This window comes from Helicobacter pylori, from assembly GCF_002832345.1.
Taxonomy (GTDB): Bacteria; Campylobacterota; Campylobacteria; order Campylobacterales; family Helicobacteraceae; genus Helicobacter; species Helicobacter pylori_CP.
Genome location: NZ_PHLZ01000001.1, coordinates 139,557 through 152,816, shown reverse-complemented (window position 1 = coordinate 152,816; position 13,260 = coordinate 139,557). Strand labels below are relative to the sequence as shown.

Annotated in this window: 11 protein-coding genes and 1 pseudogene; 1 reads left to right on the top strand and 11 read right to left on the bottom strand. The window is 40.5% G+C overall.

What is annotated here, in order from left to right; translation table 11 throughout:
• Window positions 1-132: 132 nt before the first annotated feature.
• Window positions 133-672: pseudogene (locus tag CXY28_RS00700) on the top strand (hypothetical protein); the annotation flags it as partial.
• A gap of 203 nt (window positions 673-875) precedes the next feature.
• Here the strand turns inward: CXY28_RS00700 and CXY28_RS00695 are convergent.
• From CXY28_RS00695 to CXY28_RS00645, 11 genes are all read right to left on the bottom strand, one after another.
• Complete coding sequence (locus tag CXY28_RS00695; RefSeq protein ID WP_024368698.1) at window positions 876-1,733, bottom strand: cytochrome c1; 858 nt, start codon at window positions 1,731-1,733, stop codon at window positions 876-878.
• Window positions 1,730-2,968 carry a cytochrome b gene (locus tag CXY28_RS00690; protein WP_050826335.1) on the bottom strand — a complete coding sequence of 413 codons (1,239 nt, stop codon included), beginning with the start codon at window positions 2,966-2,968 and terminating at the stop codon, window positions 1,730-1,732. Before CXY28_RS00690 ends, CXY28_RS00695 begins: the two co-directional genes overlap by 4 nt.
• A gap of 10 nt (window positions 2,969-2,978) precedes the next feature.
• A complete protein-coding gene (petA, locus tag CXY28_RS00685; protein ID WP_000763640.1) occupies window positions 2,979-3,482 on the bottom strand; it encodes a ubiquinol-cytochrome c reductase iron-sulfur subunit in 504 nt (167 codons plus the stop codon).
• Between the two features lie 124 nt (window positions 3,483-3,606).
• The gene (mfd, locus tag CXY28_RS00680; protein ID WP_100979158.1) at window positions 3,607-6,606 is read right to left on the bottom strand and encodes a transcription-repair coupling factor; all 3,000 of its coding nucleotides are present in this window, start codon (window positions 6,604-6,606) and stop codon (window positions 3,607-3,609) included.
• Window positions 6,607-6,609: 3 nt separating this feature from the next.
• Window positions 6,610-7,020 carry a bactofilin family protein gene (locus CXY28_RS00675; protein WP_000963942.1) on the bottom strand — a complete coding sequence of 137 codons (411 nt, stop codon included), beginning with the start codon at window positions 7,018-7,020 and terminating at the stop codon, window positions 6,610-6,612.
• A complete protein-coding gene (gene csd1, locus CXY28_RS00670) occupies window positions 6,939-7,877 on the bottom strand; it encodes a peptidoglycan DD-metalloendopeptidase Csd1 (RefSeq protein WP_000478075.1) in 939 nt (312 codons plus the stop codon). Before csd1 ends, CXY28_RS00675 begins: the two co-directional genes overlap by 82 nt.
• Window positions 7,878-7,885: 8 nt before the next feature.
• The gene (gene csd2 / locus CXY28_RS00665) at window positions 7,886-8,812 is read right to left on the bottom strand and encodes a M23B family cell shape-determining DD-metalloendopeptidase Csd2 (protein WP_100977208.1); all 927 of its coding nucleotides are present in this window, start codon (window positions 8,810-8,812) and stop codon (window positions 7,886-7,888) included.
• Window positions 8,812-9,981: a bifunctional folylpolyglutamate synthase/dihydrofolate synthase gene (locus tag CXY28_RS00660; protein ID WP_100979157.1), complete on the bottom strand. Its 1,170-nt coding sequence runs from the start codon at window positions 9,979-9,981 to the stop codon at window positions 8,812-8,814. Before CXY28_RS00660 ends, csd2 begins: the two co-directional genes overlap by 1 nt.
• Window positions 9,971-10,489, bottom strand: coding sequence for an LPS assembly lipoprotein LptE (gene lptE, locus CXY28_RS00655; RefSeq protein ID WP_100979156.1), 519 nt, complete (start codon window positions 10,487-10,489; stop codon window positions 9,971-9,973). The genes CXY28_RS00660 and lptE overlap by 11 nt, the downstream gene beginning before the upstream one ends.
• On the bottom strand, window positions 10,486-12,906 hold the full coding sequence (leuS, locus tag CXY28_RS00650; protein ID WP_100979155.1) for a leucine--tRNA ligase: 2,421 nt from the start codon (window positions 12,904-12,906) through the stop codon (window positions 10,486-10,488). Before leuS ends, lptE begins: the two co-directional genes overlap by 4 nt.
• Before the next feature lie 10 nt (window positions 12,907-12,916).
• Complete coding sequence (locus tag CXY28_RS00645) at window positions 12,917-13,255, bottom strand: DUF6394 family protein (protein WP_000383761.1); 339 nt, start codon at window positions 13,253-13,255, stop codon at window positions 12,917-12,919.
• Window positions 13,256-13,260 lie beyond the last annotated feature (5 nt).

The following is a 13,260-nucleotide window of genomic DNA, read 5'->3' as shown; positions in this document are numbered from 1 at the left end:
CACACATCATATCTCCAAAGGCGTAACTTTGCGCACTTCCTACGCTAGATACGAATGTATGGGGATATGATACCATGAATTGGTAGCATTCATCCCAAACACTAAAGATATTTGGGATTTCTGCTTTGGGTGGTTAAAGGAAACCTAAAAGCTAAGGATATTTACATCGTTTTTGATTCAGACAACCAAACAAAAGAGACTAAAATTCAAGAAATAAAGAAACAACTCCAAGAAAACACAAAACAAGAACACCGCCTAAATGATGAAGAGTTTAAGCAAATTAAGATTTTTTTATTGCCAGAAAATGATGAGACTAAACACCACCCCAATTATTGCGAGTTAGAGCATTTGCTAGAAAAAATAGCGAAAGAAAGTGAAAATAAGGCGTTTTACACAAGCTTCCGCCAACATTACAATACGCTTTTTAATGAAGTCAAACAAATCAAATCTATCCAATCAGAACAAAAAAAACGTACTAAATGTTGGCTACAACCCTATATCACGCTTTCTGTTTGTTTAGAGAGAGGTTTTATTCCTTGTGGGTTAAACGATCTAGATCCTGTTTCTACAACCGCTAAAATGATAGATAAGCCAAAAAATACAGAAATTCTTAAGAAATTTTTTAATTTTGACTCAAAGGAACTTCAAGCATTGATTGATTTTTTAAAATAAACCCAATAAAAACCCTTGATTTTACAAGTATTAGAATCTTTCTCAAATTGAGTTTAAACCACTCAAAAAGCTTTGTAGTCATAATACCTTATAGGGGTTATTAGTAATAATAAAATCCCAAAATAAAGATTATTTTGAAAAAGCCATTCAAACAACCCACCATGAATCAAAAATCATAAAACCATGCCCCCCCTTTTTTTAATTCAATGCACTTCACTCCAGACTTTTCTTTTCCATGCGTAAGCCAAGAACGACAGCACCGCAAAGAAAATCATGATTTTTATCCCTAAGGTATTCCTTTCATGCTTTTTCCTATCGCCCGCTTTTTCCAAATAAGAAATGACTTGTTTTTGAGCTTTTTCACTCAACCCCACTCTGGGCATAGCCGTGCCTGGCAAAAGCTTTTGCGGATCGTTGATGAAAACATTCAAGCCATGTTCGCCCTTAGCCCTAATCATCATGGACAAATCAGGTGCATGAGAGCCTAAATAATTGGCTAAATCTTTAGGATCGCTAAAGGCCTTATCTTTAGCATAATCCAGGCTATGGCACCTTTGACAGCTTTGCGCAAACACTTCCTTATCGCTCAAACTTTTAGGCAAAATAGAAGTGAGATACGCCACAATATCGCTCAAATCTTGATCGCTAAATTGGGAAAACGCCGGCATAGGATAGGGCCTTTCATCGTTGAATTTATGGCTCAATTTCGCCGTTTTCACGGGGTCTTTGATGAAGTGGGCTAAGAAATTCGCGTTCAAAACCCCCGCCACATGGCTTAAATCCGGTGGCACAACCCCAAAAGAGTTGCTCGCGCTAAGGCTGTCCATAGGGGCTGGAATGTTTTGGGATTTAATGCCATGGCAAGCGGTGCAATTTTCGGCTACAAGCTGTTTGCCCTTATTGGCGTCGCCATTTTTCAAATCAATCGGCTCTAAATCCTTGAACGCAAAATCTGCCGGAGCGACTTTAGGGTGCATCACCGAATGCGCATAAGGCTCAACCCCATAATAAATCACGCCTACCACCACAATAAGGATGATTAGAATCTTAAATTCTTTCATCTAACACCCCCTTGTTTCTTGCTCTCAGCGATAGTGATAATGGGCAACACCACAAAGAAAAGGGCTAGGAAAGTGATTGAACCCACTAAGCCAATGTATTTACCGATCCCAAGCGGAGGCAATTTACCATAGATCGTTAAAACAATCATGTCAATGATTAAAAGCCAAAACCACACCATAAACGCTGGCCGTTTGTGCGCGGGAGCGACCACAGGGCTTCTGTCTAAAAAGGGCAGCAAGAAGAAGATCACTTGCGCCACGCCAAAGGCCATTAGCCCTAAATCAGCGCTAAAGAAAAAGCCCCTTAAGACTTCATAGCTCCATAAGAAATACCATTCAGGGTAAATGTGAGGCGGCGTTTTAAGGCTGTTAGCCCTTTCAAAGTTGATAGGATCCATCGCAAAATCATAGTGGTAACACACCAAGTAAAAGAAAAAGACCATGAACGCGCAAACCACAAAAATATCTTTAGACAAGAATACCGGCCAAAAAGGAATGACTTTGGATTCTTTCTTCTTGCCTTCAATGAATTTCTTTTCTTCTAATTCAAAGTCAATTTCTTCGCCTTCTTGGTTATTGACATGCGGGACGCGTAAAGAATAAAAATGCACCCCAACAAGTAAAATGATCGCAATGGGCAGTAAAAACACATGGAGCATGAAAAAGCGCGTTAAAGTGGAATCCGCCACGACATAATTGCCCCTAATCCACTCCACCACATCAGCCCCAATGAAAGGAATGCCTCCAAATAAATTAGTGATAACCGCTGCGGCCCAATAGCTCATCTGCCCCCAAGGCAGCATATACCCGCTAAAGGCTTCCGCGCTAAAGACCACAAACAAAATCATCCCGCTAATCCAAATCATCTCACGGCCTTTTTTGTAAGAGCCATAATAGATACCGACAAACATGTGGATGTAAATGATAACAAAAATCATGCTCGCTGCCGTGGCATGCATGTGGCGCCAAAGCCAGCCATAAGCCACTTCTTGCATGATCGTGAAATTCACGCTATCAAACGCCATTTTCGCATCAGGCTTGTAATACATGAGCAAGAAAATCCCTGAGACCACAAGCACGCCAAAAAGGGTCAATAAAATCACCCCCATCGCCCATAAGAAATTAATGTTTTTAGGGATCCAATATTCTGTCATTAGCACTTTAACAAGCTTGTTAGTGCCAAGACGCATGTCCAGCCATTCGCCTAAATTCTTCGCCTTTTTTATCTCTGCCATTGAACTCTCCTTACGCTTTAGCCATCATTTTCTTGTATTCAGCCCCGGCTTCACCAAAAGTGATTTTAGTGCCTTCAATTTTAAAAGGCGGGATATCAAAAGGGCGCGGAGGGGGGGTGCCGGCAATATTCACGCCATCAGAAGTGAAACGCCCCCCATGGCATGGGCATAAAAAGCCTTTTTCTTCATCTTGATAAGTGGGGATACACCCTAAATGCGTGCAAATTTGAATGGCTGTGGTAAAAACGCTCTCGCCAATTTTAAAATCGCGCTTTTCATTAAAGCCCTCTTTTTTAGAACGCTTGAGGATATAGACCGGTTTCCCACGCCATTCCACGGTAGAAAACTGCCCTTCTTGCATATTCGCCACATCTATGGTCGTAAAACCGGCTGAAACAACGCTTGGAAGCGGATCCCAAGTCTTTTTCATCGCTACCAGACTCGCTATAGCCCCTATAGCTGTAACACTAGCAAGGCTCATTCCTAAAAAATCACGCCTTTGAATATCTGCCATGATTAAAAAACTCCTTAATGATAATTACCTTTTAACGACTAAAGGCATAGCAAATCCCTATTTTACACAAACTCTCTTAATAATCTTTTTAAAATAACAAAATTAACGCTAAAATCAAACGCTTTTAACGCCACTTTAAAGAAATTTGAGCGCGCAAATGTTTCAAAAGGGTTTCTAAAATATCGTTATCGTCTTTGCTTGGGGCTTTCAGGCTTTCTTTCTTCTCATCGCTATAAGTGATGGTGATGTTTTGATTGAAATTAGAAAGTTTGATGATGCCAAGCTGGTTGGCTAGAATTTTAAGCGTAATGATTTGCAAAAATTGAGCACTCAAATCGTCTATTTTGCCAAACCTGTCTTCTATTTCTTCATGGATTTGCCCCACCTCATCTGTATTTTCACACAAACTCAAACGGCGGTACAAATCCAACCTCAAACTATCGCTTGCAATGAGTTCAGGGTTTAAAAAAGCGCTCACACCAAGTTGGATTTCTACGCTCTTTTCAAGCCTTTTCTTCCCCCCACTCAATTCATAAATCGCATCCTCAAGCATGCGCGTATAGAGCGCATAACCAATGTTTTTAATATGCCCGCTCTGATCCTGCCCGAGCAAATTCCCACCCCCTCTGATTTCCAAATCATGATAGGCGATACTCTCCCCACTACCCAAATACGAATTTTTTTCTAAAGCGAGCAAGCGTTTTAAAGCTTGTTCATTCAAACTTTTTTGATCTTCTATAAGGAAATAGCAAAAGCCTTCTTTTTTGCCTCTCCCCACACGCCCTCTCAATTGGTGCAAATCAGCCAGCCCAAAATTTTGCGCATTATCAATAATAATCGTGTTAGCGTTAGGCAAATGAATCCCTGATTCCACAATAGAAGTGCATAATAAAACCTGATAGTTCCCCTTGGCAAACTCTAGCATGATTTCTTCGCTCTCGTTAGCGTTAATCTGGGAATGCAAAATAGCGATTTTGAGTTTAGGGATTAACTCTTCTAGCTTGGTTTTGACTTTTGAAATGCTAGCGATGTGGTTATGGATGTAAAAAATTTGCCCGTTACGGCGTAATTCTCTATGAATGATCTCTTTTAAGAGTTCGTCATTCTTTTCTTTCAAAAAAGTGCGGCTGGGCTTTCTGTCTGTGGGCGGGGTTTTTAAAGAGCTAATGCCTTTAATTTGAGAGAGCGCCATGTTTAAAGTGCGCGGGATAGGCGTAGCGGACATGCTTAAAAAATGCACGCTCTTACTCAATTCTTTTAAAGCTTCTTTTTGTTTCACGCCAAATTTATGCTCTTCATCTACGACCATTAAACCCAAGTTTTTAAATTTCGCGCCTAAAATCGCATGCGTGCCTATTAGCGCATCAACTTGCCCTAATTCCACCGCCTTTAAAAGCTTGTTTTTTTCGCTCACATACCGATCCAAACGAGCCACTTTAACGCCAAAATTTTCAAAACGCGCCCTTAAAGTCTCAAAATGCTGGTGCGCTAATAAAGTAGTAGGCACAACTAAAGCGCTTTGAAAGCCGTTCAAAAACGCGCAAAAAATCGCATGCATCGCCACTTCCGTTTTCCCAAAACCCACATCCCCACTCAATAACCTGTCCATCACCCTGTGAGAGCTTAAATCCCTTGAAATTTCAGCGATGGCTTTTTCTTGATCGCTGGTGTATTCAAACCCCGCATGCGATTTAAAGACTTCCAACTCCGCTAAATGCACATCCATCTTTTTACCCAAGATCAAATTGCGTTCAGCCGCTAATTCAATGATCTTGCCCGCAATCTCTAAAAGCTTAGCCCTGACTTTAGCTTTTAATTTAAGAAAGCTCCCTTTCCCTAGCCGGTCTTTAACCGGCACGCTATCGCTTTGCGCCACATAGCGAGCGATGAGATGCAAGTTTTCTACCGGTAATAGCAGTTTGTCTTCGCCCAAATAAGCGATTTCTAAAAAATCCCTCTTGCTCCCCAAAACGCTGTGTTGGACTAATTGGGAAAACACACCCACCCCATAATCATCATGCACCACCCATTCGCCCGGATTTAGTTCATTCAAAGCGAGCTTGGATTTTTGGCGTTTTTTCTTCCTTTCAAAGGAATTGAGCGAGATAAAAATCCCATCAGGGGTTTTAAAGTTTAACACAAAGGGGGCGATCACGCATTCCATGCTGCTTTTTTCAAGTGTGCTTATCGCGTTGTCTAAAATCGTTTTATTGGGGGCTAGGAGCGTGATTTTATGATTTGAATGCAAAGCGATAAAGCCTTCTAGGGCATGCGCATGGATTTCTAAATCTTCATAGCCTTGCGGGGTTTCTAAAACCTTTAAAGATTTGAAACGCTCACCATCCAATTCGTTTAAGCTCGCTAATTCTTGAATTTCTTCTAAAGCTCTAGGGCTTATAACGCTTTTATAAACGATTAGTAAGTCTTGCGCTTTTTCTCCTAAAAACCACAAACCAAAACTGGTCAAATCTTTAGAAAAGCTATTTAAGGGGCTTTGCTCCACTTTTGTTTTCAGATCCTTATAAGATGGTTCGTCCAAACTAAAAAGCGTGGGGGGGATTTCAATTTCTAACAAATCTTCTTTAAGGCTCATTTGAGTGGTGGGGTCAAATTCCTTAATGCTCTCACACTCCGTGTCAAAAAAGCTCAAGCGATACGCTTTAGAATTGGGCGCATAAATATCCACAATATCCCCCCTAAAGCTCGCTTCGCCTTCCACTTCCACTAAGTCTAAAATTTCATAACCATAATAAAAGAGCTTGTCTTTCAAATCCTTAAGGTTATATTTTTCTAAAAGAGTGATTTTAAAGCTTTCTAAAAGTTCTTTTTTAGGTAAAGGGTGTAATAATGCGCTAATAGGGGCAATAATGATAACTTCTTGCTTGTTTTCTAAGGCTTGATAAAACTCCCTTAAACCCCCTAAAAGCTGTAAAAATTCTTCAAAAAACGAACGCAAATCATCGTTTTTTTTAGCCCTAAACTCCGGGAAAAGAATGGCTTTGGTATGTGGCTTAAAATAGCTTATGACTTCTTTAGCGAGCTCGGACTCTTTAAAATCCTTACAAGCGAGTATTTGATAATCAAAGCCTTTGTTTAAGGCTCTATAAAGGCTAGATTGGATCATTCCCTATTTATTTTCAATCTTCTTTTCTTGCTCATTGATCAACAACGCCCCCCCTTGAATATTCTTAGGGCGAGTCTCCCCAATCAAAATCCCCTTCCTTTCCACCACAAGCTCTTGGCTAGAGATCTTACCATCAAGGCGTCCTAAAGGCATGATTTCTACCACTTCCGCTTCCACCGTGCCGGTAAATTTGCCATTAACCACTAATTTATTAGCAAAAATCTCACCCACTACCGAGCCGGTTTGCCCGATCACCACCGTGCTTTTAGAATGCACCACCCCTTCTAATTCACCATCTATGTGCAAATGGTAATCCAAATGAAGCTCCCCCTTTATTTTTGTGCCTTGAGCGATGATAGTCGCTGGTCCTGTTTTTGCATTAACCGATTTATTATTGTTATCAAAGATTGCCATCTGATGCTCCTTTCTTTATTGAAAACTTCTTCAAAATCTTTCATGTTCCATTTGGTGAAACTCATGGGGTTTATGGGCTGATTTAAAAACCGCACTTCATAATGCAAATGCGGTCCTGTGCTCATTCCTGTATTACCACTATACCCAATCAACTGCCCTTTTTTGACAAATTCGCCCGTTTTTACGACGATTTTATTCAAATGGGCGTAGTAGGTTTTAAAACCAAAAGGGTGGAAAACTTTAATCAAATTCCCATACCCCCCATTCCACCCTTTGCTCGCTAACCCCACTACTCCGCTAGCGCTCGCATACACAGGGGTGTTAATAGCGGTGCTCAAGTCAAGCCCAGTATGGTTGTGCAACACATGCAAAATAGGGTGGATTCTTTTATTGAAGGCGGCTGAAACGCGCCGATAGGATTCTAGCGGGTAGTCATTAGGGATAAGGCGCATGATAAAGCTTTTTTGAAGCCCGGTAATCCCAGCGACATCCAAGCGGCTGGAAAAATTACCCTCTTCTTTTTCTTCTTCAGGCCTATTCACTCCCACCACTTCTTCTAAATCGTTGATGCGCTCCCCTGAGAGTTGCAAATCGTCTAAAAATTCATCCATTTGCAAGGAAAGCTTTTCATTAGTCTCTTTTTTTTTCTCAAATTCCTTAGTGATTAAAGCATGTTGCTTTTCAATATTTCTAATTTCTTTATTTAAAACCAGTAACGAAATGCCTAAAAACAATAAAGATCCCACAACGCTCAACAGCGCATACAAACCAATTTGACGGAATAAGATATGCACATTAATATAACGGCTCCCTTTAGAGTCCGTAACCATCACAATCAAACGCCTGTCTAAAAACACTAAAATCCTTATTGGCTTATGAGCGCGTCTTTATCCACATGCTCTTGGAGCTGGACAATGTCTTCTAAAACCCAAAACAAATTCTTCCATTCAATAAATTTATTTTCTTCTAAAGCGCTTTGGAAATGATCCAAATCCCATGCCAGAAATTTTTCTGCGTCTAAAATTTTACCCAAAAAGCGCACTTCATAATGCAATTTTTCACCGCCGCTATTACCGCTCTTCCCGCTATAGCCAACCAACTGCCCTTTTTGGATAAAGCTTTTAGGCTGCACATTGACATGATCTAAGTGCGTGTAAATGGAGCTAAAACCAAACGCATGTTCAATGCGTACCAAGTTCCCATACCCCACATTAGAATTGGTCTTCACAAAATCCACAATCCCATCAGCGCTCGCATAAACAGGCGTGTTTAATGGCGCGATAAAATCAATCCCGGATTCAACACCCTTAATTTTTTTAATGGGGTGGTTCCTTTCTTTGGTGGGTTTGATCGCACTATAAGTTTTTAGAGGCATGCCATTAGGAATGAGCATGAGCGCTAAATGTTTTTGAGCCAGATTCAAATTGTCTAAATCCACTTCATCATAGAGATGCACGCCCCCATTAGCCCCTCTTTTGACTTCAATCAAGGATTCTATCGTGCGAATCTTTTGCCCCACAATAAAGAGCTCTTCTCGCTTGTTTTTAATCTCTTTTGTTAAAGTGTAATTTTTTTGATACAAATCCCTAAAATCCCTTAAAACCGCATTCCTCTCGCTTGTCATCGTATCCATTTTAGCGATTAAAAATTTTAAAAAACCCACGCCAAGCCCCACGATCAACAGAAAAATAACAACAGAAATGATGAGGTTGCGTTTTAAATTTTTAGAAAATTTGAGCTGTTTAGAGCCTGATTCATCAATGATGGTGATCACAAGCTGGTTTTGCGGCATCAATCCCTCTTCTTTTGATAGCGCTTATAAAAAGCGTTGGCTACTAGAAATGAGCCATACACCAAATAATTTTCATTTTCTTCCAAATATTCAAACAAAGCGTGTTCTAACCCTAAAGTTTCTAAAATCCCTTTAAGCGTTTCTAACTTGATAATTCTTTCATTATGCAATTCTAAAATCAAAACCTTTTTAACCACAGGCTTTAAAATTTCTAGCACCAAAAAAGCGTCTTTATCTTGGTAGCAGTTATAAATCAAAACGATTGGAGCGTTAAAAACGCGTTTGATTTCTTCTTTTAAGGCTTTGGCGCTATGGGGGTTATGCCCCACATCTATTAAGATATTAGGGCTTAAAAGCTCGCAACGGCCGATTAAATTTAGGGGCTTTAGGTTTTTTAAAACTTCTTGTTTATTGCATGGCAAAAGCGTTTCAAACGCTTTTAGAGCCACTTCTAAATTCATCGCTAAAAAATGGGCTAAATGGTAGCGTTCAATATAATCCATGACTCCTTTTGAAATTTCATTTTGAACCACAATCAATTGCGCGTGTTTGTCTTTGGCGATCTTTTGAGCCACATTTAAAACCAGTTCTTGTTGGGGAGCGATGATACTAAGAGAGCCCATCGCTTTTAATTTAGTGGTCGCAATGCTTTCTAAACTATCCCCTAAAAATTCCTTATGATCATAATCAATGGGGGTGAAAACGCTTAGGGTTTTTTCTAAAGCGTTCGTGCTGTCAAACTCCCCCCCAAGCCCCGCTTCTAAAACCAAATAATCGCAATCTTTAGCGAGCATGACGGCTAGTAAGGTGGCGTATTCAAAATACGAGCAAGCGCTGCTGAAAGCGTGCGATTGCAATTGCTGGTGGGCGTTTTCTAAAACGCTTTCTTTAACAATAGAACCATTCAAAAAAAAGCGCTCCCTAAATTCAAAAACATGAGGGGAGGTGAAATGCAACACCTTAAAATTTTGATCGGCTAATAAAAGGGTTAAAAACCGCCCTGTGCTGCCCTTACCATTAGTCCCTACCACATGAATGACTTTCGCTTGAATCTCAAAAAAAGCGTTCTTAAAATCTTTATAAATTTGAATGAAACGGCTAGGGTCAAACTTATGGTATTCTTTAGGCTTTGTTTCTAAAAACGCCTTCAACCCATGACTATTTTTCATTATTGAATTTCCCCTCATAAGCGATTTGAGCCACAAATTTAGTCAAAGTTTGCTCCACAGCCTGATTGATAGCGTAATAGCGGTTCTGGTAGGTGTTAAGGGGGTCTTGCAAATTCACGGCGTAATTGTAGTATCCGCTATTTTGGAAAGTCTTTCTAACGCCTCCTTTGTTATCGTAGGTGTAATTCACAGACACGGTCGCGCGATAGAAAGTCGTAAAGCCTTCTTTATTTTGCGTGATGCTCGTATCGGTTACGTTCGTGATTTCTATGATAATGATAGAATCCGCATCTTTTTCACTCGCTAAGCGGCTTTGGAAGCGTTGCACGACTAAACGATTCATCAAATCCTTAAACTCCACAGAGTTTTCAGGGTTAGGCAAATTCACAATGAGTTTCACGTATATGCTATCGCCTAAAGCGTTTTGAGCGTAAGCGGCGATGGGCTTATACCCACAGCCCTTGAACCAAAGCAATAAAATAAAAAAAAGTAAAACTCTAAATGTCATGCGATAACAAAATTAACAAGCTTATTAGGCACATAAATTTCTTTTTTAACGCTCGCCTTTTCTAAATATTTCTCTAATTCTTTTTTAGCCAAAACAATAATTTCTTCCTTACTGGCGTTAATATTGACTTTCAATTCCGCACGCCTTTTGCCATTAATGGTAAGCCCTAAAGTCATAAAGTCTTCCATCAAAGCGTATTCATCGATCGCTATAGGCTTAAAATTCTCCCTTTTAAAAAGCCTCTCGCTCAATTCCCATGCGGTGTGCGGGATAATAGGCTCTAAAATTTGCAACAACACAAAATAACCTTCGCATAAAATCCGCTCATTATTTTGCACACTCAAAGCGTTTAAAGCCTCCATGCAACTTGCGATCAAAGTGTTAAACGCGTAAGCGCTTTCAGCCTTATTGAAAATTTCATGCGATTTTTTTAACGCTTCATAGACTTTTTTACGAGCTAGTTTTTGCGCTTCATTCAGGCTGACTTCTTTAAATTCAGGCTTAGAAGTGGTAGGGGTAATGGCGTTCGCTTTATCGTATAAGCGCTTGATAAACCGGTGCGCGCCCTCTAAAGCACTGTCATTCCATTCTAATTCTTTAGCCGGTGGGGCAGCAAAAAGGATAAAGAGCCTTGCAGCATCAGCCCCGTATTTTTTGAGTATTTCTTTAGGGCTAACGACATTGCCTTTAGACTTGCTCATCTTAGCGCCATCTTTTAAGACCATGCCTTGAGTGATAAGCTGTTTGAAAGGCTCATTTAAATTAAGATAGCCCAAATCCCTTAAAGCCTTAGTGAAAAAGCGCGCGTATAACAAGTGCAAAATCGCATGTTCAATGCCACCGATATAAGTGTCCACCGGCATGAAATACTTCAAGTAATTTTGATCAAACGCTTGATTTTCACGCTTATCTTTGGGGGTGGTGTAGCGCAAGAAATACCAGCTGGATTGGATGAAAGTATCCATGGTGTCTGTTTCTCTTAAAGCGTCTTTGTGGCATTTGGGGCATTGAGCGAATTTCCAACTCGCATGCTTTTCTAACGGATTGCCCTCCCCATCAATCACAATGTCTTCAGGTAAAGTTACCGGCAGCTGGGTTTCAGGCACAATCCCGCAATTTTTGCAATGAATCATTGGAATGGGCGCTCCCCAATACCTTTGACGGCTCACCCCCCAATCTTGCAAGCGGTAGTTGATCACCCTTTTACCGAGGTTTTCTTTTTCAAAATAAGCGATGATTTGTTCTCTGGCCACTGAGCTAGAAAGATCGCTCCACTCCCCGCTATTTTTTAAAACCTCTTCTTTGGTGTGGGGCAAACTTTGAGGGCTTTGAGTGATCACTTTAATAGGGATATGATAAAGATTGGCGAATTCAAAATCCCTTTCATCGCAAGCTGGCACGCCCATTAACGCCCCAGAGCCATAATTAGCTAGGGCGAAATTAGCCACCCAAACAGGGATTTTTTGCTTTGTTAAAGGGTGGATAGCATAAACGCCTAAAAACACCCCTTTTTTCTCTAAGGCTCTTTCTCTTTGAGTCGTGTTTAAAATCGCTTTAATCATCTTTGAATCTTCTTGGCTCACTTGTTTAATGGCATGCTCTACTAAAGGGTGTTCTGGGGCGATCGCAATGTAAGTTACGCCATAAATGGTATCCGCTCTTGTGGTAAAAACTTCAATTTCTTGAATGTTATTGCAAGCTTTCAAGCACTCATCAGCGATTTTAAAGCCAAATTGCAACCCGCTAGATTTTCCTATCCAGTTTTTTTGCATGGTTAGGACTTGAGAAGGCCAATGATTTTCTAAAGTTTCTAAGTCTTTTAGCAATTCTTCAGCGTAGTTTGTGATCTTCAAATAATATTGATAGAGTTCTTTTTGGATAACTTCCGTATCGCAACGCCAACACCTCCCATCAATGACTTGCTCATTAGCTAAAACGGTCTTGTCGTTAGGGCACCAATTGAGCATGGCTTTCTTGCGATAAATTAGCCCCTTTTCCCACAAATCAATGAAAAATTGCTGTTCAAATTTCGTGTAATCCGGATCTGAAGTGGCAAATTCCCTGTTTTTAGAAAAAGAAAACCCTAAAGCTTCAAACTCTTTTTGCATGGCTTCAATGTTTTCATAAGTCCAGGTTTTAGGGTGGATACCATGCTTAATGGCGGCATTTTCCGCAGGCATCCCAAAAGAATCAAACCCCATAGGGTGCAACACATTGTAATGGTGCAAACGATAATAACGCGCCAACGCGTCGCCAATGGTGTAATTGCGCACATGCCCCATGTGGATTTCCCCACTAGGATAAGGCAGCATGCTTAGAATGTATTTTTTAGGGAGGTTAAAATCGTCTTTAGGCTCAAAACTCTTATTTTTCCACCAAAATTCTTGCCATTTTTTTTCTATATTGATAAAATCCATCAATTACCCCTTAATCCGTTTCGCTCGTTACAACGCTTTCAATCAACAAAAAGATGAGGCTGAAAGCGTTACTAATCAACGCCCCGATCATGAGCATGTAAGCTGTAACCAAATTGTTTAAAATCTGTAAAAACACAAACGCCGGTATGAGGTGCAACACGGTGGCTAAAGAGCTGGCCAACAGCTCTGAAGCGAAACGCTTACACACCCCAATTTTGAGCGTAACAGAAATAAGGTTTAAAGCTAACGCTACAAACAACACCACCGTGTTAGGCTCATACAAAAACCCTGCAATGGTGGTTAAAGAAATAAGGCTGAACAGCACATGAATGACCCGACCCCAATCCATAGAAA